This is a genomic window from Bradyrhizobium sp. USDA 4486 (assembly GCF_054057995.1).
Genome location: NZ_JBSRZV010000001.1, coordinates 6634397 through 6656117, shown reverse-complemented (window position 1 = coordinate 6656117; position 21721 = coordinate 6634397). Strand labels below are relative to the sequence as shown.

The 21721-nt window shown below is 64.4% G+C and carries 21 protein-coding genes and 1 tRNA gene; 10 read left to right on the top strand and 12 right to left on the bottom strand.

The features are described 5' to 3' along the window. Positions 1-312 precede the first annotated feature (312 nt). From ACVWY3_RS31415 to ACVWY3_RS31405, 3 genes are all read right to left on the bottom strand, one after another. The gene (locus ACVWY3_RS31415; RefSeq protein ID WP_456841934.1) at positions 313-684 is read right to left on the bottom strand and encodes a hypothetical protein; all 372 of its coding nucleotides are present in this window, start codon (positions 682-684) and stop codon (positions 313-315) included. A 73-nt stretch (positions 685-757) separates the two neighbouring features. After that, positions 758-2149, bottom strand: a complete 1392-nt coding sequence (locus tag ACVWY3_RS31410; RefSeq protein ID WP_456841933.1) for a DUF1254 domain-containing protein — start codon at positions 2147-2149, stop codon at positions 758-760. A gap of 348 nt (positions 2150-2497) precedes the next feature. Further along, positions 2498-3358 carry a DMT family transporter gene (locus ACVWY3_RS31405; protein ID WP_456841932.1) on the bottom strand — a complete coding sequence of 287 codons (861 nt, stop codon included), beginning with the start codon at positions 3356-3358 and terminating at the stop codon, positions 2498-2500. 116 nt (positions 3359-3474) lie between these two features. Here ACVWY3_RS31405 and ACVWY3_RS31400 point away from each other — a divergent pair, with 116 nt between their 5' ends. Next, entirely contained in the window at positions 3475-4884 is a 1410-nt protein-coding gene (locus tag ACVWY3_RS31400) for an aminotransferase-like domain-containing protein (RefSeq protein WP_456841931.1), read from the top strand. 30 nt (positions 4885-4914) lie between these two features. Here ACVWY3_RS31400 and ACVWY3_RS31395 read toward each other — a convergent pair whose 3' ends face one another. From ACVWY3_RS31395 to ACVWY3_RS31380, 4 genes are all read right to left on the bottom strand, one after another. Continuing rightward, on the bottom strand, positions 4915-5895 hold the full coding sequence (locus tag ACVWY3_RS31395) for a Bug family tripartite tricarboxylate transporter substrate binding protein (RefSeq protein ID WP_456841930.1): 981 nt from the start codon (positions 5893-5895) through the stop codon (positions 4915-4917). Between the two features lie 21 nt (positions 5896-5916). Continuing rightward, a complete protein-coding gene (locus ACVWY3_RS31390; RefSeq protein ID WP_456841929.1) occupies positions 5917-7557 on the bottom strand; it encodes an FAD-dependent oxidoreductase in 1641 nt (546 codons plus the stop codon). Positions 7558-7788: 231 nt separating this feature from the next. Next, positions 7789-8175, bottom strand: coding sequence for a hypothetical protein (locus tag ACVWY3_RS31385; protein WP_456841928.1), 387 nt, complete (start codon positions 8173-8175; stop codon positions 7789-7791). 54 nt (positions 8176-8229) lie between these two features. Continuing rightward, a tRNA-Ser gene (locus ACVWY3_RS31380) sits at positions 8230-8319 on the bottom strand. A gap of 134 nt (positions 8320-8453) precedes the next feature. Here ACVWY3_RS31380 and ACVWY3_RS31375 point away from each other — a divergent pair. Further along, entirely contained in the window at positions 8454-9317 is an 864-nt protein-coding gene (locus tag ACVWY3_RS31375; protein WP_456841927.1) for an alpha/beta fold hydrolase, read from the top strand. Between the two features lie 185 nt (positions 9318-9502). On the opposite strand, the gene ACVWY3_RS31370 is transcribed toward ACVWY3_RS31375, so the two are convergent. Then, positions 9503-10630, bottom strand: coding sequence for an ROK family protein (locus ACVWY3_RS31370; protein ID WP_456841926.1), 1128 nt, complete (start codon positions 10628-10630; stop codon positions 9503-9505). A 327-nt stretch (positions 10631-10957) separates the two neighbouring features. On the opposite strand from ACVWY3_RS31370, the gene rplU reads away from it, so the two are divergent. The 3 genes from rplU (at position 10958) to ACVWY3_RS31355 (ending at position 12449) form a co-directional block, all read left to right on the top strand. After that, the gene (rplU, locus tag ACVWY3_RS31365) at positions 10958-11332 is read left to right on the top strand and encodes a 50S ribosomal protein L21 (RefSeq protein ID WP_235541884.1); all 375 of its coding nucleotides are present in this window, start codon (positions 10958-10960) and stop codon (positions 11330-11332) included. Between the two features lie 102 nt (positions 11333-11434). Continuing rightward, complete coding sequence (rpmA, locus tag ACVWY3_RS31360) at positions 11435-11704, top strand: 50S ribosomal protein L27 (protein WP_456841925.1); 270 nt, start codon at positions 11435-11437, stop codon at positions 11702-11704. Positions 11705-11855: 151 nt separating this feature from the next. Then, entirely contained in the window at positions 11856-12449 is a 594-nt protein-coding gene (locus ACVWY3_RS31355; RefSeq protein WP_456841924.1) for a GNAT family N-acetyltransferase, read from the top strand. Positions 12450-12723: 274 nt separating this feature from the next. On the opposite strand, the gene ACVWY3_RS31350 is transcribed toward ACVWY3_RS31355, so the two are convergent. Next, positions 12724-13638, bottom strand: coding sequence for a DMT family transporter (locus tag ACVWY3_RS31350; RefSeq protein ID WP_456841923.1), 915 nt, complete (start codon positions 13636-13638; stop codon positions 12724-12726). A gap of 122 nt (positions 13639-13760) precedes the next feature. Here ACVWY3_RS31350 and ACVWY3_RS31345 point away from each other — a divergent pair, with 122 nt between their 5' ends. The 3 genes from ACVWY3_RS31345 to ACVWY3_RS31335 all read left to right on the top strand — a co-directional run bounded on the left by ACVWY3_RS31345 (position 13761) and on the right by ACVWY3_RS31335 (position 17207). Next, positions 13761-14243, top strand: a complete 483-nt coding sequence (locus ACVWY3_RS31345) for a MaoC family dehydratase (RefSeq protein ID WP_456841922.1) — start codon at positions 13761-13763, stop codon at positions 14241-14243. Between the two features lie 85 nt (positions 14244-14328). Then, the gene (gene obgE / locus ACVWY3_RS31340) at positions 14329-15369 is read left to right on the top strand and encodes a GTPase ObgE (protein ID WP_456841921.1); all 1041 of its coding nucleotides are present in this window, start codon (positions 14329-14331) and stop codon (positions 15367-15369) included. A 203-nt stretch (positions 15370-15572) separates the two neighbouring features. Further along, positions 15573-17207, top strand: coding sequence for an alkaline phosphatase family protein (locus ACVWY3_RS31335; protein WP_456841920.1), 1635 nt, complete (start codon positions 15573-15575; stop codon positions 17205-17207). Between the two features lie 173 nt (positions 17208-17380). Here the strand turns inward: ACVWY3_RS31335 and ACVWY3_RS31330 are convergent, their stop codons facing one another. After that, complete coding sequence (locus ACVWY3_RS31330) at positions 17381-18346, bottom strand: Bug family tripartite tricarboxylate transporter substrate binding protein (protein WP_456841919.1); 966 nt, start codon at positions 18344-18346, stop codon at positions 17381-17383. 205 nt (positions 18347-18551) lie between these two features. Here ACVWY3_RS31330 and proB point away from each other — a divergent pair, with 205 nt between their 5' ends. Beyond that, positions 18552-19673 carry a glutamate 5-kinase gene (proB, locus tag ACVWY3_RS31325; protein ID WP_456841918.1) on the top strand — a complete coding sequence of 374 codons (1122 nt, stop codon included), beginning with the start codon at positions 18552-18554 and terminating at the stop codon, positions 19671-19673. 33 nt (positions 19674-19706) lie between these two features. Here proB and ACVWY3_RS31320 read toward each other — a convergent pair whose 3' ends face one another. Then, entirely contained in the window at positions 19707-19955 is a 249-nt protein-coding gene (locus ACVWY3_RS31320) for a type II toxin-antitoxin system RelE/ParE family toxin (RefSeq protein WP_456841917.1), read from the bottom strand. Further along, positions 19945-20223, bottom strand: a complete 279-nt coding sequence (locus ACVWY3_RS31315; RefSeq protein WP_456841916.1) for a type II toxin-antitoxin system ParD family antitoxin — start codon at positions 20221-20223, stop codon at positions 19945-19947. The genes ACVWY3_RS31320 and ACVWY3_RS31315 overlap by 11 nt, the downstream gene beginning before the upstream one ends. Positions 20224-20413: 190 nt before the next feature. On the opposite strand from ACVWY3_RS31315, the gene ACVWY3_RS31310 reads away from it, so the two are divergent. Further along, a complete protein-coding gene (locus tag ACVWY3_RS31310; RefSeq protein ID WP_456841915.1) occupies positions 20414-21721 on the top strand; it encodes a glutamate-5-semialdehyde dehydrogenase in 1308 nt (435 codons plus the stop codon).

Genomic DNA, 21721 nt, shown 5'->3' with positions numbered 1-21721 from the left:
CAGACCCAGGCGCCATTGACCAGCACGCGGACACAAGCTGGCGCCGCGACAGCGGCTCCTACGGTCGCTGCACCCACCGCTGCTCCACCGACAACGGCACGGCGCGTCGTTCGACGCGCGACGCCGGCGACACTCGCTGGAGTCGCCGGTCGCCCTACGCGGGCCTCTGCGCTTTGGATCGAGAATGAAAGGCCAGCCTCTTCCGGCCACTGCACCGAGCCCATGGCTGCGCAGACAACAATGGCGCCGGCCAGCCAGAAGTTCATTCCGTGTCGCATGACGCTCCTCCTTCGCTTCGAGTTCCCAACAATGCTATTTGGCGTTTCGGTTCTTGCTTGCGCCTTTGAGAGGTGCCGAGGGCCGCGCGCTCACCGATTCGGCAGCCTGAATACAAGAGAGAAGATCAACGTAACTTTGAGCATAGGGGACGGAAATGACCTCGGCTTCGCAGCTATCCCGAGCAGGACCGGCACTTGCCGACCAAAGCGCGCTCAGTTGCTGCTGGGCATCCGTTTCATCGCTCATGCATTTCTCGAGGCTCTGACCCAGAACGACTCCGTTTGCCTTGTCATCGGCCACCGTTGCCTTGCACAGCGCCTCGACATTCAGGTGGGGGACGCGATCAGAAACGGGCGTGACCAGTTGGCCCCCGAGAAGTGCCGCCGACAAAAGCGCAACCTTCATGCTGTTCTCCTCAGGTTCTGCCAGACCTTGAGCTGGGGCTGCTCGCACCGCGGCTCCCGCCTACCCGTTGCGATCAGCTGCTCGTAACCCTCCTGACGGCGGGCGGAGACCAGCTGCCGTTGATGATCGAAGGCGCCTTCTCGTTCGGCCAATACATCCGCAGCATCAGAACGAACTTGCCGGCCGGGGCGGGCAGCCAGTTGGACTCCTTGTCCCTTCCAGGCGAGTCCTTCTGGATATAGAGGTCGACCGCTCCGTCCGGATTGGCCTTGAGATTCTGACGCGCACTGATCGAATAGCGGTTGATCGGATTGGGGACGAAGAAATATTTCTCGTCGTACATCGTGAGCGACCAGAAGCCGCCCACGGGAGGAAGCTGCCCCTTCGGGAAGCGCATCACATACTTGTTGCTGCCGACGTAATCTTTGCCATCGATGTCCTTCTGCGACGTCGGATAGCAGGCATCTTGGATTCGGTTGGCACCGAGCCCGATGGCGGTGACCAGGGCGCGATTGAGATAGTCGGTGCCGTAGACGCCGGTCTCCGTGTCGAATGCCCAGCCGTTCGTGTTCCTGATGGCCTTGTTGACCTTGAACTGGATCATGATCCGGTCGAAACCGACTTGCGGGATGCGCTTCGCAAAATCGGTGTCGAGCTTGCTCGCGTCGAAATCCTTGCCCGGAACGAGACCGATCTTCGCGAATTTGGCGAGCTCAGGAGCATCGGCGGCTCCCGGCGGATTCCGCTTCATCAGTTGAGCCAAAAGGCTGAAATAGGCCACGGCGTCCATACGATTGACCTGATCGCGCACCGGGGTGGTCATGTCGATCGTCGAATCGACCTTGGCAGCTGGAGGCGTGTAGGATGTCCCGTATGCGCTCAAGGGGAAGAGCTTGCACTCATCCTGGGCGGCGTGCACCGCCGCGTAGTCCTCAGCTGTGCCGGTACAGTAGATGCGACCTAGAATCCACACGATGCTCGTGGGCGACTTGTACTCCTTCACGCCGGCAGGGAGCTTGCCTTTCCAACCCGGGCCGGTGATCGCATAAGTCTGCGCCTTGGTCCCCGTCGTGCGCTTGCCCGGGACCTGGAATACGTTTGTCCAGCCATCAAGCATCGGAAACAGAAAATAGCGGTCCTTCATGTCGGGAATGGCGACGACCCACGGCTCGTCCCCCACGTCGATCCACGCACTGGTGTAGAGCGTATCCGCATTCGGAGCCGTCACATCCTTGAAGCTTGCGTCGGGATAGGTCCGCAGCTTGATGAATTGCCCCATGGGCCCGCGCGTGCCCTCGACGGAGGCTTTATTGGTCATGACCCGTCGCGTTATCTCCATCGTCACGAGTGGATAGCCGAAGACGTAGGCATCGGTGGCAAGCCAGAAATCTTCGCCTCCTTCGACCGCGCTCAACAAAGGACCGTCGTAATCCGCTCGGCCGGCCGAGAGTGCAAGTGCCGACATCGCGCTTCCCAAACCGGCAGATAGAAGATTTCGACGCGTAATGTTCATGACGGCACTCCCAAACCTGCTGTGATAGGCCACTCTGATCTCGAGAGTTCAATTGACGATGGACACTCCCGCAATGGTGCGCGGATTTCCGTCGGTCGAGGAGGGTGCCGGTCATTGGCCCATCGGCAAAACCTGCAGGGATACCGGCCAAGCGCTGTTACGTTATTGCGAAATAGGCACGCGATACATCGAGGAGAGAACTCGCGTCATCCAATGAGACAGTGCGCGCCGGGACAGACGTTGATCTAGATCAACATCGATGCCCGCACATGCCTGGTCGGGACTCGCGCTACATCGCGCTCACGCAAACCGCCGCGCGAAGAAGACGCAGACCACCACGAGCGCAGTCGCGGCGATCATGCTCCAGGCGACCGGCTCGTGCAGCAGCAGACCTGCGAGCGCGAGGCCGAAGAACGGCTGGAGCTGCTGCAACTGGCCGACACGCGCGATGCCGCCGATTGCAAGGCCCCGGTACCAGAAGATGAAGCCGAGGAACATGCTGAAGACCGAGACATAGGCCAGCCCGATCCAGGCCGGCGCACCGACATCGTTCCATGCCAGTGGCGAGGTGAGAGCCGCAACCGGCACCATCAGCGGCAGCGCAAGCAGCAGCGCCCAGGAAATCACCTGCCAGCCGCCGAGGCGGCGCGACAGCGCGGCGCCTTCGGCATAGCCGAGGCCGCACAGCACGATCGCGGCTACCATCAGGAGATCGCCAGTGAGCGAGGCCGAGCCGTCGCTGGACATCGCAAAGCCCGACACCGTCGCGCTGCCGAGCACGGCGAACAGCCAGAACAGCGGCTGCGGCCGCTCCCCGCCGCGCAGCACGGCGAAGATCGCGGTCGACAGCGGCAGCAGGCCAATGAAGACGATCGAATGCGCCGAGGTGGTGTGCTGGAGCGCGAGCGCGGTCAGCAGGGGGAAGCCGACCACGACGCCGATGGAGACGATCGCGAGCGAGGCGAGATCCTTGCGCTCCGGCCGCGCCTGACGAAGCAGGAAGAGCACGGCCGCACCGATCAGGGCAGCGATGATCGCGCGCGTGGAGGTCAGGAACAGGGCGGAGAAGCCGCCGACCGCGACGCGCGTCGCCGGAAGCGAGCCGCTGAAGATGATGACGCCGAGAATTCCGCTGCCCCAGCCGCTGCCCGCAGATTGCATTTTCGTCTCGCTTGTTGTGTCGCCATCTTCGGCGTTCCGCGCTGGCGAGACCAGCGACAATCCAGTACAATCCGGCTGAACTGTATGGGTATGGAAGGCAGTACACCCTGGACGGCATGGCGCAGACGAAGGGACCCGGCGGAACGCGGACCCTTGATGTGATGAGCGCGATCCGCGCCAAGGTCGCGGGCCGCGCACTCAGTGCCGGCGACCGCCTGCCGTCGATCCGCAGGCTTGCCGCCACGATGGGCGTCTCGCCGTCCACCATCGTCGAAGCCTATGACCGGCTCGCCGCCGAAGGCCTGATCCGCGCCCGCCGCGGCTCGGGCTTCTATGTTTCACCGACGGCGGCGCCGCCGCTGGTACTTGCCGAGGCCGAGCCGCGCCGCGACCGCGAGGTCGACCCGTTCTGGGTCTCCAGGCAATCGCTCGACAGCGACACGGCCGTGCCAAAACCCGGCTGCGGCTGGCTGCCGCCGGAGTGGATGCCCGAAGAAGCCTTGCGCCGCGCCACCCGCGCGCTGGCGCGGACCGAGGCGAGCGTGCTGACCAATTACGGCTCGACGTCCGGCTCGCTCACGCTGCGCCGTATGCTGCTCGCGCGCCTCGCCGAGGACGGGATCGAGGCCTCGATCAACCAGCTGATGCTGACGGGCTCGGGCACGCAGGCGACCGACCTGATCTGCCGCTTCCTGCTGCGGCCCGGCGACACCGTGCTGGTCGACGATCCCTGCTACTTCAATTTTCGCGCATTGCTGCGCGCGCATCAGGTCAGGATCGTGAGCGTGCCTTACACGCCGTCGGGTCCCGACGCCGCGCGCTTCGAGCAGATCCTCGGCAGCGAAAAGCCGCGGCTCTACATCACCAATTCAGCGCTGCACAACCCGACCGGCGCGACCATCTCGCTCCAGAGCGCGCACCGGCTGCTGACCGCGGCGGCGGCGCACGACCTCACCATCATCGAGGACGACATCTTCGGCGACTTCGAGCCGGAGCGCTCGCCGCGCCTGGCCGCGCTGGATGGCCTGAACCGCGTGATCCGCATCGGCAGCTTCTCCAAGACACTGTCGGCCTCGGTGCGCTGCGGCTACATCGCCGCGCGGCCCGACTGGACCGAGCATCTCGTCGATCTCCAGGTTGCGACCAGTTTTGGCGGCCCAAGCCCGGTCGCCACCGAGATCATCGCAAATGTCCTGGCCGGCGGCAGCTATCGCAAGCACATGGACGAACTCAGGCAGAAGCTCGTGCGGGCGCGCCGCGACGTCGCGCGCAAACTTCAGGCGCTAGGCATAGAACCCTGGCTGATGCCGCACGGCGGCTTTTTCCTCTGGTGCCGCCTCGCGGGCGGACAGGATGCCACCCAGGTCGCCCGCGCAGCGCTGAATGAAGATGTCGTGCTCGCGCCTGGCAACGTCTTCAGCGTGTCGCAGACCGCACAAAACTTCATGCGGTTCAACGTGACGCATATGAACGAGCCGCGGATCTGGGATGTGCTGCGGCGGGCGTTGAAGGCGGCGCCGGCATGATGGCCGACGAGAAGGCGCCGCGGAGAACATTCAGTTCGCCTTGATGCCGGCCTCGCTGATCAGCTTGCCCCATTTCGCGCTTTCATTCTCGATGAAGCGGCCGAACTGCTCGGGCGAACTCGGCGCGGGCTCTGCGCCGAGGGTCCGGATCTTCTCGGCGACCGACGGATCCTTCAGGGCCTTCACGAAGGCTTCGTTCAGCCTGCCGACGATGTTTGGCGGCGTGCCGGCGGGTGCAACGAGCCCGAACCAACCCACGGATTCGAAACCTGCGATGCCGCTTTCGGCCAAAGTCGGCACGCCGGGGAGCGATGACAGGCGGCGCGCCGAGGACACGCCGATCGCGTTGAGCTTGCCTTCGAGGATCAGCTGCTTCGATGCGGGAACATCGAGCACCGCGAAGGGGACATGGCCGGCGAGGACATCGACCGTCGCCGGCGCGGTCCCACGATACGGGACCAGCTCCATGGCGATCCCGGCCTTTTGCGTGAACAGCGCCGCCGTCAGATGCATCGCCGTCGAATTGCCGCCATGTCCGATCGACAGCGCACCCGGCTTTGCCTTGGCGAGCGCGATCGTCTCCACCGTCGAATGCGCCGGCACGTTGGCGGAGGCGACGAGCACGAAAGGGATTTCCGCAAGCAGGGTGATGGGCGCGAGCTGCTTCGGATCGAACGGCATCGACGGATTGAGGTGCGGGTTCACGGTCAGCGCACCTGCCGGCGCGACGCCGAGCGTGCAGCCGTCCGGCGCGGCCTGCGCGACCGCGGCCATGCCGATATTGCCCCCTGCCCCGGCGCGGTTTTCGATCACCAGGCCCTGCTTGAGCTCGGCGGTGACCACCGGCTCGAGTGCACGGATCACGGTATCGGCGCTGCCGCCGGGCGGAAAGGTCACGATGATCTTGATCAATTGCTCCGGATAGGCCGCCTCGCCCGCCTCCAGCGGCAGCACGGCGAAAGTCACGGCCGTCAGCACGGTCAGGATGCGGCGCCTTGCAACGTGAAACACGTTCTCCTCCTCGCGTTCTCGTTACGCCGCAGCGCCGGTGATGCGCGCCAGCAAGCCCGGTGGATGGTCGGGCGCGGCTTGCCCGCGCCAGGCGATGTGCTGGTCGGGCCGCACCAGCACCAGCTTCTCGGCATAGGCGCCGTTCGCCTCATCGGCCGCAATGTCGACCAGCGCCAGCGGCACGCCGCGCTCATCCGCCGCGGATTTCAGCGATGCCACGTCGATCGCCGGATCGAACCGCAGCAATGTGTAACCCGGCCCGAAGGCGTCGTAGAGCGATCGTCCATCACGCAGGAACAGATGCGGCGCACGGGCGCCCGGCACGGTGGAGGGCGTAAAACTGCCCATCGCGTAGGCCGGCGGGGTTTCGCCATCATAGGCGATGATCGGCGAGGCATCGTAATAGTAGCCGAAGTTGAGGCCGGCGCAGCAATATTGCTGAACGTTGAGATCGTAGGCCGCTCGCGCCAGCGCCGCGCGCGCCGCATGGCCGCGCGGGGTGTCGTCCTCGATCTCCGCCGAGACACCGCCGCGCTGCGCCATCATCTTCATGGCGTGGTCCATCGCAAAGCGCGAGACTTGCTCGGTGATCGGCTGACGCTCCGCCTCATAGGCATCGAGGATCGCGGCCGGCGCCCAGCCGTTGAGATGCGCCGCCAATTGCCAGCAGAGATCGACGGCGTCCGCAATGCCCGCATTCATGCCATAGCCGGCATATGGCATCCATAGATGCGCGGCATCGCCGCAGATGAAGACCCGACGATCGCGGAAGCGATCGGCCACCAGCCTGCGCCCGACCCAGTCTTCCTTGCTGAGGATTTTGTACTCGAAGCGCTCGTCGACGCCGAGGATGGCGCGGATCGACCAGTCGCGGTCGACCGAGTCGAACTCGGGCTCGTCGGGCTTCAGATGATTGTGGATCAGCCAGCGATCGTGGCCGTCGATCGCGACGGTCGTGCCCGATCGTCGCGGGTTGAGCGAGAGCACCATCCAGGCCGGCTTGTGCGCGCCCATCAGCTGCTTGAGTTGCGGGGCTTCGATGTAAGTCGATTGCACGCGCTGGATCACCGGCGTTCCGGACAGGTTCGCCCCGATCGATTTGCGGACGAACGAGCGGCTGCCATCGCAGCCGATCACGAAGCTGGCTTCGATGCGGAGTGTCTCTCCGCTGTCGAGATTGCGCGCCTGCGCGACGGCATGGTCATCATCCTGCTGGATCGAGGTGATTTCGGTGCGCGCCAGAATGGTAATGCGCGGCTGCGCTGCGGCGTGGCTGAACAGGATCGGCTCGAGATAGATCTGGTTGATCCGGTGCGGCGGCTCGGGCGTCGGCCACCAGGTGTCGGGGCCGCCGGTGGCGCTGTAGCGGCGCGCGCGGGAGGGAATCTCGATGCGGCAAAGCTCGATGCCGGTCGCCGTGGTCCGGTACGAGCAGTCGTTCGGGAAGTCGGCGGGAAGTCCGGCGTCGCGCAGCTTTGCGGCGACACCGAGCCGGCGGAAGATCTCCATCGAGCGCGCGGAGACGTGATTGCATTTGACATTGGGCGGATCGCCGGCGTGGCGGATCTCCGCGACGACGACGTCGATCCCGCGCGAGGCCAGATCCATCGCCGCGGTTAGTCCCACCGGTCCGGCGCCCACGATCAGGACCTGTGCCTTCATGCTCGTCTCCATCCCCTTGCGCCGCGGTCTTGGCCGCCAGCATGTATTTGAAAATCGAAAACAACCCCATGCATAGTAGCTGGCCGCGGCCGGCGCGGCACCAGCCACATTCGACGAACCATCTGATCAAGCAAGACAAATCTCGAAAGCGCTGCGCGCCGGAGAGCTACCTGCCGAGAGCCACGACACAGCCGGTCGCAGCGCTGGGGGCGCGCGGGCCCCCTGACGGATCTAGACGAGTTCGCCGGTCCACCGGTCCCGCCCGTTCCAATACGGGCAGTGTGGGCAGGCCTCTCCCGTTGGATAGTCAATGCCCTCTTCGTGCGGACAGCCGATAATTCCGTCTGCCATCGCGACCGAGTGCACCGAATGCTGCTTTAGAAATAAACCAATTTCGGCAAGCACCCTCTGATCGCTCCGCACATCCGCGGTCTCCGACAGCCAACGGCGCAATTCGGGCTCCGCTCCTTCAGTTCGGATGAAGGAGACGGCTACTTTTGAGGCCCGCCGATTGTCGGGCCCATAGAACGCGATCGTGCCGAACGGATAGCCGCGCATTCCCTGCTTGGCTTTCTTCCGGAGCCACTTCTCAGGTTGCGGTCCGATCTTCATCGGCATCAGAGAGCACATCCCCCGTCGCGTTCACAACTTGCCTAGCCTGCTGCGGACTGATGGCGGAGAGGGAGGGATTCGAACCCCCGATAGGCTTGCACCTATGCCGCATTTCGAGTGCGGTGCATTCAACCACTCTGCCACCTCTCCTGAAGGTGCCGGTGAGGGGCAGGAACCCCTGTGGTCGGGCGTGTAATAGGCGAGGATGGCGGGCCAGACAAGGCGCGAAAGGCGAAAATCCGCTGCCTCATACACCTCCGTCTTTTCACATCGAGGGAACCGCGATGGAGCATCTCACGGTCGAGGCCAATGGGGCCAATTTCCACCTGGTCCGCGCTGGACAAGGAAAGCCGCTGCTTTTGCTGCATGGTTGGCCGGAATTCTGGCTGACCTGGGAGCCGGTGATGGCCCGCCTGGCGGACCGCTTCATGCTGATCGCGCCCGATTTGCGCGGCTTCGGCGACAGCGACAAGCCGGACGGGGCGTACGGTCCGGACGGCCATGCGGCGGACATGCTGGCGCTGATGGAGGCGCTCGGCATGAACCGATTCGGCGTCGTCGGCCATGATGTCGGCGGCGCCGTGATGCAGCCGCTGGCCCGCCGGGCGGCGGAACGGCTGGCAGGGCTGTTCTTCTTCGATTTCGTCTATCCCGGCATCGGACCGCGCATGGCGGCCCCTGATAGGCTGAACCACATCTGGTACCAGTCCTTGCACCAGATGGAGATGGCGCCTGCGCTCATCGGTGCGAGCCGCGAGAGCTGCCGGCTCTATATCAGCCACTTCCTCAAAGGCTGGGCGCACCGGAAAGATGCCTTCGACGATGTCCTCGACACGTTCGGCGACAACTACTTCAAGGACGGTAACCTCGCCGGCGGCTTTGCGCATTATCGCGCCTCGCATGCCGGGCGCCTCGCGATGATGAAGGGCGAGGCTCGGCCGCTCCCGCCGATCGTTGTGCCGACCTGCGTGCGCTGGGCCGAGCACGATCCGCTGTTTCCCTATGCCTGGACCGACCGGCTGGGCGAGACGTTTGCCGCGCTCGATCTGGCGATGTTTCCCGGCGTCGGACATTTCCCGCACCGGGAAGACCCCGATCGCGCGGCTGAGGAGATCGCGGCGTTCTTTCAGCGCATCGGCTGGAGTTGAGCCTCATCGAGAGGCCAAAACGGGTGGGACCGCCAGACGCGGTAAACACTGGCGGTCCCGGTGCCGCTCATTGAAATGCTGGCCAGGAAGGGCGGCTTCGCCGGCCAGGGTGAGGCGACGATTCGACCGTAGCGTGCAGCCGGTGCGCGGCAACGCAAAGCGGTCCTTAACCTAACCAGTCAAGGTTACTCCTTGTCGTTCTTACCCTTTTTCTTCCCGTTCTCCGGAGAATCCCGGTCCTTGCCGTTGCCCTCCTTGCGGCGGTTGGTGAAGCGGGCGTTGCCAAGTCCGGTGCCGATGGTGAGCACGCCCCAGCGCGCGACGTGCTGCATGAACGGCACCTCCGAGAGGCCCTGAACCACGCCGTCATTGTGCATGAGGATCGCGGTGTCGTGCCCGCCGATGACGGGGATAGCCTCGACGAGGCTCGCCGGCAGGTTGAACTTGCTGCTCTCCCAATTGCCCGGCAGGTTCTGCGCGCCCTTCTCGATCGAGCCGTCCGCATTGATCACGCCCGGACAGGCGATGCCGATGAAGGGGGCGAGCTTGAAGCCCTCGGCTTCGGCGTCCTCGATCAGGCCTTCGAGCATCTTGACCAGCCGCTTCACCGCGGCCTCGCGGCTCGGCTCGTCGTCGGCGTGGCGCCACAGATCGGATTTGAAGACCGCCGCCTTGGACAGGTCCGGCGCCTTCTTCCAGCGCGTCTCGACGATCCCACAGCGGATATTGGTGCCGCCGATATCGACCGCGAGGATGCTGTCATAGGCTTCGAAAATCCAGGACGGCGCGAGGTGCAAGGCCCCGATCAAGCCGGCATCGTCGGGATCGAAGCGGATCGGCACCAGATCTACCTTGAAGCCTTCCGACTTGAGGATGATCTCGGCCCGGGCAATGGCGATCTCGCCGAGCCGGCTGGCGCGAAAACCGCCGCCAACCACGATGCATTCGGTCTTGTCCCAGGCCTTGGTCTTGAGGAATCGCCGCGTCACGTAAGCGAGCTCCTGCGCGAAGTCCTCGATCGCGCTGTGCACGACGGCCGCAGCCTCCGTGTCGTCGCCGCTCAGAACGGCGTCGAGGGCCTTCTTGCTGATGTTTTCGGAGGGCTCGTCACCGAAAGGATCGTCGCCGCTCTTGCGCAGCGGTTTGCGCCATTCTTCGAGGATCTCGCGAAAGGCCCCCTTGCTGGCGCGGTCGCCGAGAAAGCCGTCATCGTCCTTGATCTCGATGTTGAAGCTGTCGACGTCGACCGACGGCAGGCGGCTCGCCCCGTGTTGGGCGATGCCCGTTGTGTTGACCAATTCGTCCGTTGCCATGGAAGCCCTTGCCCACGCTGATTTGGCGGGACAACGGCGCGGGAACCCATTTGGTTGCAAACCGGCCGCGCGTTCGGCTGGCGGTGCTGAATGAGGCCAAATGCTTCAAATCCCGGCCCTTTTGGGCGGTTTTCCTTGACTTGCGGCTGTTGGCCGCTATAAGTCCCACACCCGGCGCGGGGCGTTTCTCGCGCCGCTTGTTTTTGCGTGGGTTTTCAAAGGGATAACTCCCACCCGCACAAAACGCAGATAAACCCATAGCGACTGACAAAAAGCCGGCCCGGACGATGTGTCCCGAGGCCGGGATTGAACACGGAGACAAAAACGATGTTCGCAGTCATCAAAACCGGCGGCAAGCAATACCGCGTCGTGCCGGATGATGTTCTCGAAGTAGGCAAGATCGAAGGCGAAGTCGGCTCGATCGTGCAGTTGAATGAAGTTCTGGTGCTCGGCGGCGACACGCCGGTGCTGGGTGTTCCGACGGTCGCAGGCGCGTCCGTTGCGGTCGAGGTGCTCGACCACAAGCGCGGGCCGAAGGTCATCGCGTTCAAGAAGCGCCGCCGCAAGAACTCGCGCCGCAAGCGCGGCTACCGCGACGAGATCACGGTGCTGCGCGTCAGCGAGATCCTGACGGACAACGCCAAGCCCACCAAGGGCCCGCGGCCGAAGAAGGAGAAGGTGGCAAAGGAAGCCGCCGAGTAACGGAAGCCGATCACGCCAATTCACGAATTGATGCGTGCGACGTTTTGAAATGATTCCGTCAAGGAATTGACCTAGAACTACGCAGGATTTCGGAGACGAGCCATGGCTCACAAAAAGGCAGGCGGTTCATCGCGCAACGGACGCGATTCGAAGGGTAAGCGCCTCGGCATCAAGGCGTTCGGCGGGGAGATCGTCACTCCCGGCAACATCATTGCGCGTCAGCGCGGCACCACCTGGCACCCGGGCCTTAATGTCGGCATGGGCACGGACCATACCTTGTTCGCCAAGGTCGAAGGTCGTGTTGCGTTCCAGGCCAAAGCTAACGGCCGCACCTTCGTATCGGTGCTCCCGATCACAGAGGCGGCTGAATAGACGGTGGATCAATTCGGAGTCCGCCGGGTCCTACCAAACCGGCGGAGTCCTTGAGATCAAAAGATCGAAGGCTCCAAGGGGAGGCGGGAAACCGGCCTCCCCTTTTCTTTGACTTGCTCGCTTTGACTTAGTGACTTTCACGGAGCCGGACATGTTACAGGATTTCTCGAGCGTGACCTTGCGGGAGGCGAGACCTGATGTCGTCGCCACCGAGCGGCTGACCTTGCGGCGGCCGACACTCGCCGACGTAAGAAGCATCGCCCAGCTCGCCAACGATCGCCGCATCGCGGAGAATACCCGCCGCCTCCCCCATCCCTATTCGCAGGACGACGCCGTCGAGTTCATCCGGGCCACGTCCGCGCTCGGCAGCGAGACCGTGTTCCTGATCGAATACGACACCACGCCCGTCGGCATGGTCGGCATCGACTGCTCGACGCCCGACAATGCCGAGCTCGGCTACTGGCTCGGCGTCGAGCATTGGGGCCAGGGCTTTGCCACCGAGGCCGCGCGCGGCGCGATCGACTTCTTCTTCGAGGAGTTCGAGGACGACCACCTCTATGCCGGCGCGCGCGTCACCAACCCGGCCTCGCGCAAGGTGCTGGAGAAGTGCGGGTTCCAGTGGAGCGGCGTGCAGCTGCACCGTTTCCTGGCGCTCGGCTCATCGACGCCGGTCGACTGCTTCCGCCTCTCGCGCGGCGTGTGGTCGTCGCTGAAGAGCTGGAGCAGCGCACGACGGATGAGGTAGGGCGCGAGGCGCTGCCACACAAAAAGTGTCGTCCCGGCGAAGGCCGGGACCCATAGCCACACAGAGAGGAGTGTGGCACGAGACGTCCACTCAGAGTTCTTCGCCAAACCACTCCCGGATCGGCGCGCGCTTTGAAGCGCGATGAGATTAGGATGAATCGTCATCGCGCTTTAGGTTGTTGTTCGAGCATGATCTTTTCGGAAAACCGCTGCGCACTTTCCGGATCATGCTTTGGGCGCGTTGTCCGGACGACAGCGGAATGATTCGTCCGCTCTTACACCGGCGGATTCACCTCAGCGCCCTCGCGCCCCAGATCGCGCTCGCGCAGATAGATGTAGAACCCGGCACCGATGATGATCGCAGCGCCGACGATGGTGGCGACCTGTGGCACATCCCCGAACACGAAAAAGCCGAAGATCACGGCCCAGACGATCATCGAATACTGATACGGCACCACAACGCTCGCCGGCGCGAGCTTGAGCGAGCGGTTGACGCAGAACAGCGCCGTGACCGAGATCAGCCCAGCCAGCGCGAAGAAGACGAGGCTTCCGGGCGTCGGCGGCACCCAGTGGAATGCCGACAGCACGGCGCCGAGCGAGAACGTGCCGATGAATTGCGAGGACGCCATCACGATGTCGGGCGTCTTGCGCAGGCTGCGCGTGATCAGCATCAAGGTTGCAAAGGATAAGCTGCCGCCGAGCGCGATCAGCGCCGGCAGGCTCACCGTCTGCGCCGATGGCCGCAGCGCGATCAAGACGCCGCAGAAGCCGATCAGGATCGCGGTCCAGCGCCGCCAGCCGACCTTCTCGCCCAAAAAGATCGCCGACATCGCGGTGACGAAGATGGGACCGGCGAGATAATAGGTGATGACGTCGGCGAGCGGCAGATAGACTGTCGCGAGGAAAAAGGCGGCCACTTCCAGCGTCGACAGGATGACGCGGAAGAGCTGCAATCGCGGCCGCTCCAGATTCAGGAACTGGTAACGCTGCTTCCAGATCAGCGGCGCCAGCAGCAGCAGCGCCGCGCAGGCGCGCAGGAGCAGAAGCTGCCCCACCGAATACGTCCCGACCAGGAACTTGCCCATGGCGTCGCCGAACGAGAACATGAAGATCGACAGCACCATGAGGGCGATGCCGGCCAGCCGTGCCGAACGCTCGTCATAGGCGGAGAGATTCTTGAAGAAGGGCATCGGCGCCGTTTTAATCAGGTGGGCGCGCGGGACAAGCCCGCCCCTGACGAATTGAACGCATTGTCGCACTGCGCGGCATCCGATACGGATCGCTCTCTGAATTCGTCCCGATGGTGCAGCGCATGACCGACTTCGATCCGACCGAGCATCGCATGATTTCCCAGCAACGCTGGTTTGAAGATTTCGTCGTCGGCGAGCGCTTCGTGCTGCCGAGCCGCACTCAGACCTCGGCGGTATTCGCGGCATTCCAGACCGCGAGCGGCGACACCCATCCGGTGCATTATGATGTGGAATATTGCCGCAGCCGCGGCATGCCGCATCTGCTGGCGCACGGCTTCCAGACCCTGATTCACACCGCGCCCGGCGCCGGGCTGTTTCCGTTCATGGTGGAAGAGTCCCTGGTCGGCTTCCTCGAGCAGTCGAGCCGGTTCCTCAAGCCCGTCTACGCCGACGATACGATCTATCCGGCGCTGGAGGTCACCGAGCTGGTGCCGGGCCGCACGACCGGCACGGTCACGCTGAAGAGCACCGTGTTCAACCAGCGCAAGGAATTGGTGCTCGAGGGCACGCAGAGATTCCTGATCCGCCGTCGGCCGCCCGGTTAAGCAAGGAGCGCAATTCGCGGATTTTCGACCGGTTTGCGGATCAATCCGGGTTGCCGCGCCAGCCTGGCTGGCCTACCTATGGCCCATGAAATTCCTCGATGAAGCAAAGGTCTATATCCGCTCCGGTGACGGCGGGAACGGCTGCGTGGCGTTCCGCCGCGAGAAGTTCATCGAGTTCGGCGGGCCCTCCGGCGGCAATGGCGGCCGCGGCGGCAATGTGATCATCGAGGTCGCCGACGGCCTCAACACGCTGATCGACTACCGCTACCAGCAGCACTTCAAGGCCCAGAAGGGCGAGAACGGCATGGGCTCCGACCGCCACGGCGCCAACGGCAAGAACATCGTGCTCAAGGTCCCCGTGGGCACGCAGATCTTCGACGAGGATCGCGAGACGCTGATCCACGACTTCACCAAGGTCGGCGAGAAATTCGTGCTGGCGGAGGGCGGCAATGGCGGCTTCGGCAACGCGCATTTCAAATCGTCGACCAACCGCGCGCCGCGCAACGCCAATCCCGGCCAACCCGGCGAAGAGCGCTGGATCTGGCTGCGGCTGAAGCTGATCGCGGACGCCGGCCTCGTCGGCATGCCCAATGCCGGCAAGTCGACCTTCCTGTCCAAGGTCAGCGCAGCGCGGCCGAAGATCGCCGACTATCCTTTCACCACGCTGCATCCGCAGCTCGGTGTTGTGAACGCCGACGGCCGCGAATTCGTGCTCGCCGACATTCCCGGCCTGATCGAAGGCGCGCATGAGGGCACCGGCCTCGGCGATCGCTTTCTCGGCCATGTCGAGCGTTGCCGCGTGCTGCTGCATCTGATCGACGCAACCTGCGAGCATGCCGGCAAGGCCTACAAGACCGTGCGCAAGGAGCTCGATGCCTATGGCGGGCAGCTCACCGACAAGATCGAGATCGTCGCGCTGAACAAGATCGACGCGGTCGCGCCGGACGATCTCAAGAAGCAGAAGGAACGCCTGAAGCGCGCCGCCAAGAAGACGCCGCTGCTGCTCTCGGGCGTTACCGGCGACGGCGTCAAGGAAGTCTTGCGCGCATTGGCCGATGTGATCGGCGAAAGCCCAGTGTCAGCCAAGGCCAAGAGCGCGGCCGAAGCGGAGCCGTGGTCGGCCTGATCTCTCTCCACGCGGCGACCCATACCGCGTGATCTCTCGATTGGAACGATTGTAGTACCGCCCGGCGAATCTTTGCCAAACCGCTAGCTGTGGTTATAGGTCCCTGCGTTCGCAGGGGGACTGCGGGCCTGGGCATCAGTGGCTTGTCTTCGCTGGCGCGATAGCGCAGCATCAAACAATCAAGAAACTTCAGGGATGCCGGCATGGCGCGCGCGAAGAACGTTCTCTGGATCATGTGCGACCAGCTTCGCTACGATTATCTCGGCTGCACCGGCCATCCCACGCTGAAGACGCCGAACATCGACGCCATGGCGAAGCGCGGCGTGCTATTCTCGAAGGCCTATGTGCAGTCGCCGATCTGCGGGCCGTCGCGGATGTCGTTCTACACCGGACGCTACATGCGCTCGCACGGCTCGCACTGGAACGGTTGGCCGCTGCGTGTCGGCGAGCCCACGCTCGGCGATCACCTGGGGAAGCTCGGCGTGCGCAACGTGCTGGTCGGCAAGACCCACATGGCGCCAGATATCGAAGGCATGAAGGCACTCGGCATCCCGCCGGAATCTGTCATCGGCGTGCACGTCGCCGAATGCGGCTTCGAGCCCTATGAGCGCGACGACGGTCTGCATCCGACCGGACGGCCGCGCCCGAAATACGATGACTATCTGCGCAGCCAAGGATTCGAGGCGACCAATCCCTGGGAGCACTGGGCCAATTCCGGCGCCGCGGAAGACGGTTCCTTGCAGAACGGCTGGCTGCTGGTCCACGCCGACAAGGCCGCGCGCGTGCCGGACGAGCATTCAGAGACGCCCTACATGACGCGGCGCGCGATGGATTTCATCAGGGAGGCCGAAACCGACGGCCGGCCGTGGTGCCTACACCTGTCCTACATCAAGCCGCACTGGCCTTATATCGCGCCCGAGCCTTACGCCAGCATGTATTCGACCGATGACATGATCCCGGTGATCCGCTCCGAGCGCGAGCGGCAGAACCCGCATCCGGTGTTCGGCGCCTATATGGACATGCGCTACTCCCGCAACATGGCGCGCGACGAGGCCCGGGAGAAGGTGATCCCGACCTATATGGGCCTTATCACCCAGATCGACGATCAGATGGGCGTGCTGATGAAGTTTTTGGGAGCGCGCGGCCTCTTGGACACCACCATGATCGTGTTCACCTCCGATCATGGCGACTATCTCGGCGATCACTGGATGGGCGAGAAGGATCTGTTCCACGAGCAATCGGCAAAGATTCCACTCATCATCATCGATCCGTCGAAAGAGGCCGACGCCACGCGCGGCACCAGCAGCGACGCGCTGGTGGAAGGCATCGACCTTGCGCCGACCTTCGTCGACTATTTCGGCGGCAAGGTGCCGGGCCACATCCTCGAAGGGCGCTCGCTGCTGCCGCTGCTGCGCGGCCCGACCCCGGGCGATTGGCGCAAAGTGGCGTTCTCCGAATACGATTATGCCATGCAGGACGTGCGGCTGAAGCTGAACCAGCCGATCGAGCGCTGCCGCCTGTTCATGGTCTTCGACGGCCGCTGGAAATACATCCACGCCTCCGGCTTCCGCCCGATGCTGTACGATCTCGAAACCGATCCGCAGGAATATGTCGACCGCGGTGACGATCCCGAATGTGCTGCGATCATCGCCCGGCTCCAGGCCGAGCTGTTCGACTGGGCGCTGCATCCGAACGACCACATCACCACGCCGCGCGAGAAGATCGCGGCCTATGCGGATAACCAGCTCCAAGTAAAGGGCGGCGTCTTGATCGGCATCTGGGATGAAGCGGAGCTTGCGGCGATCAAGAACGGCATCGAACAGCGCGCGAAGATGTGACCGAACAGGGCGCAGCTCTCTCAGCTCGTCATGCCCGGGCATAGCCGTCCAAAGGACGGCGTCGCCTCCGCTCGCCTATGACCCGGGCATCCACGTCTTGCGTCAGTCGCGGTGACGCGTGGATGGCTGGGTCAAGCCCGGCCATACGGCGGAGTGTAGGGCGCGAGCGGAGCCTAATTCTCGATCTTGTAGCCCGTCGCCTTCACGATCGGCTGCCAGAACGCCGCGTTCGCGGCGAGCTCTTTCGAAAGCCCATCCGCGCTACTGCCGACCGGGATCAAGCCGATTGCGGCGAGCTTCTCCTTCACCTCGGGCTTGGCGAGTGCCGCGCTCGCCGCTGCACCGAGCCTGCTGGCAAAGTCCGGCGGGCTGCCGGCTGGGAGCCACATGCCGTACCAGCCGTCCGCGACGAGATCGATGCCGCTCTCCCTCAGCGTCGGAACGTCAGGCGCGAACGGCGAACGCTCGGCGCTCGCGACCGCGATGATCTTGACGCCCTTGGCGCGATGTTGCGGCAGCGCATCGGCCAGCGTGACGATGCCGAACGAGATGTGGCCGCCGACGAGGTCGTTGAGGATCGGGGCGCTGCCGCGATAGGGAACGCGCGTGAGCGGAATGCGGAGATCCTTCTCGAGCTTGGAGCCCATGAAATGCGGAATGGTGCCGTTGCTCGGCACGCCGAACGACGTCTTGTCCGGATGTGCCTTCAGCCAGGCGACAAATCCCTTGAAATCGGCGACGTCTATCGCCGGACTGACCACCAGCGCGAATTCGAACCGCGCCAGGAGCGACACGGGCATGAAGTCTTTCGCCGTGTCGAAGCTCGGCGTCGTCTCCACCATCGGCAGCAGGTACATGGTCGGCCCCGTCGTCACCAGCACCATGCTGCCGTCGGGGCTCGCGCCCTTCACCGCCTTGATGCCGATCAGGCCGTCGCCGCCGGTACGGTTCTCGACCACGATGGTCCGTTGCAGCACCGGTGCCATCTCCTGCGCGATCAGCCGGCACAGCGTGTCGCCGCCGGCTCCCGCCGCGAACGGAAAGATGATCTTGCTCAGCCCGGCCTGCGCCCGCGCCCCACCCGCCTGCGCCAGCAGCGGCAGACCGAGACATCCGGCCATGAACGTGCGGCGATCCATTCTCGTCCCCTCCAGCCCATTATTGCTTGACGGCATTAGAGCGGGGCCAGCGTTCAAGACAAGGCCGACCTTCGCCGTTTACCGTCCCGACCGGCTTGCGCCGGCCATCGTCCTGCTGCAAAAGCAGGGCTCATCGGCGCCGCCTTGTCGCTCCGCCGTTTCCAATGCAGGGCAAGTCGCAGCACCGCTGCCAAGACATACACACATGGCCAGCCCCGAACTCAGTCAATTCCGCCGCATCGTCGTCAAGGTCGGCTCCGCTCTGTTGGTCGATTCCGACAAGGGCGAGGTGCGTGCCTCGTGGCTCGCTGCGCTCGCCGACGACATGGCCAAGCTGCACCGCGAAGGCCGCGACGTCCTCGTCGTCTCCTCTGGTTCGATCGCGCTCGGCCGCAGCCGGCTCAAGCTGCCGCGCGGCCCGCTGAAGCTGGAGGAGAGCCAGGCCGCCGCCGCCGTCGGCCAGATCGCCCTGGCGCGGATCTGGTCGGAGGTGTTAGGGGCTCACGGCATCGGCGCCGGACAGATTCTGGTGACGCTCCAGGACACCGAGGAGCGCCGCCGTTATCTCAACGCCCGCTCCACCATCGGCAAGCTGCTGGAATGGCGCGCGATCCCCGTGATCAACGAGAACGACACGGTCGCCACCAACGAGATCCGCTATGGCGACAATGACCGCCTTGCCGCGCGCGTCGCCACCATGGCGAGCGCGGACCTCCTCGTGCTGCTGTCCGACATCGACGGGCTTTACGACGCTCCGCCGAAGAACAATCCGAATGCAAGGCTGATTCCGGTCGTGGAAAGTATCTCCTCCGAGATCGAGGCGGTAGCGGGAGACGCCGAGTCCGAGCTGTCGCGTGGCGGCATGCGGACCAAGGTCGAGGCTGCCAAGATCGCCACCACCGGCGGCACGCATATGCTGATCGCCTCCGGCAAGATCGAGCATCCCTTGCAGGCGATTGCCAATGGCGGCCGCTGCACCTGGTTCCTGACGCCGGCCAATCCCATCACCTCGCGGAAGCGCTGGATCGCGGGCTCGCTGGAGCCGAAGGGCACGCTGACCATCGATGCCGGCGCGGTCGCCGCGCTGCGCGCCGGGGCCAGCCTGCTGCCGGCCGGCGTGATCAAGGTCGAGGGCCAGTTCGCGCGCGGCGATGCCGTGATCGTGCGCGGCCCCGACACCAGCGAAGTCGGCCGCGGCCTGATCGCCTATGACGCCGACGACGCCGAGCGGATCAAGGGCCGCTCTTCCCCGGACGTGATGGCCATCCTCGGCATCAGCGGGCGGTCGGAGATGATCCATCGCGACGATCTGGTGATGGGCGGGTAAGAACCGAGCGCCGTCTATTGCACGTCGTCGGCATCAATATCCTGCCGACTGTGCATGACGCGAATGATCTCCACGCCATTTGGTAGCGGGATATAGAAGATCGCCTGCGCGCAATTCCCGCCGCTCCCGCCTCGCAAGCGGGTTCTCGGCCAGCATCTCGAAAATCTCGCCGATGCGTTCGATCTGCTTCTCGGCAGCCCGAATGCTATCGGAAGCGATGAAGTCCCAGATCGAATCGAGATCGAGGTCTGCTTGCGGGGCTTTGCGGAATCTATTCGCCACGTTTGCGCGCGGCCAACCGTTGCCGTCCCCGCGCCTTGATGTCGTTCATCCATTCCTGGACGCCGACCTCTTCCATCGGCCCACTGTCGAAGCCCTTCTGGATCTCCTCCCGCAGCGCCTCCAGCTTGAGCTTGCGCTGCTCCTCGCGCTCTTCGACGAGCCGAAGGCCTTCGCGCATCACCTCGCTGGCGGTAGCATAGCGGCCGCTCTCGACCAGATTGTCGATCAGATCTTCGAAATGCTTGCCGATGCTGTAGCTGCTCGCCATGGGGAGACTCCGTTAGCAAATAATGATATTTATTGATATCGGTAGCCCGCAAGGCTTCCCCCAGCCTCCAGCGCCAATCAGCCAAGGGCCGACCCGACGGCAGGAAGCGGGTCCCAGCCATTCCCTCCCCGCCCTTCGCAGACGCGGGATTTCCGTGCTAGGACACAGCCTTAGCAGAAGGTTTGACCCCATGGCCGCCCCCCTCAAAGCCGTTGACGGCAATGCCGACCGGACCAGCGATCTCCAGGCGCTGATGTCCGATCTCGCCACCCGTGCCCGCGCCGCCGCGCGCGTGCTGGCGCTGGCGCCGCCGGAGCAGAAGAACCGGGCGCTGGAAGCCATGGAGCGGGCGATTCGCGCGAACTCCGCCGCGATCCTCGCCGCCAATGCCGAGGACGTCGCGGAAGCACGCGGATCGAGCAACATGACCCCCTCCTTCATCGATCGCCTGACGCTGACGCCGGCGCGCGTCGAGTCGATGGCCGAGGGCATCGGCATCGTACGCGGCATCGCCGATCCCATCGGCGTCGTCACCGAGAGCTGGCAGCGGCCGAACGGCATGACCATCGAGCGCGTGCGCGTGCCGCTCGGCGTCGTCGGCGTGATTTTCGAGAGCCGGCCGAACGTTGCGGCGGATGCCGGCGTGCTGTGCCTCAAGTCCGGCAACGCGGTGATCCTGCGCGGCGGCTCCGACAGTTTCCGATCCTGCCGCGCCATTCATGACTGCCTGGTGCAGGGCCTGCGCGAAGCCGGCCTGCCCGAAGCGGCGATCACGCTGGTGCCGACGCGCGACCGCGCGGCGGTCGGCATGATGCTGTCAGGCTTGAACGGCGCCATCGACGTGATCGTGCCGCGCGGCGGCAAGAGCCTCGTCGCGCGCGTCGAGCAGGAGGCGCGCGTGCCGGTGTTCGCGCATCTCGAAGGCGTAAACCACGTCTATATCGATGCCAGCGCCGACCTCGCCATGGCGAAGTCGATCGTGCTGAACGCAAAAATGCGTCGCACCGGCGTCTGTGGTGCGGCCGAGACGCTGCTGGTCGATCGCGCCGCTGCCGGCACAAACCTGAAGCCGCTGGTCGAGATGCTGTTGGATGCCGGCTGTGAAGTGCGCGGCGACGATGCCGTGCAGAAGACCGACCCCCGCGTAAGACCTGCCAGCGACGACGATTGGGACACCGAATATCTCGACGCGATCATCGCGGCGAAGGTGGTCGACGGCGTCGACGGCGCGATCGCGCATATCCAGAGCCACGGCTCGCATCACACCGACGCGATCGTGAGTGCGGATGAGGCGGCGGCGAAGAAGTTTCTCAGCGAGGTCGATTCCGCGATCGTGCTGCACAACGCCTCGACGCAGTTCGCCGATGGTGGCGAGTTCGGTTTCGGCGCCGAGATCGGAATCGCCACCGGCCGCTTCCACGCCCGCGGTCCTGTCGGCGCCGAGCAGCTCACGAGCTTCAAATATCGCGTTCACGGCACCGGACAGACGCGGCCGTAA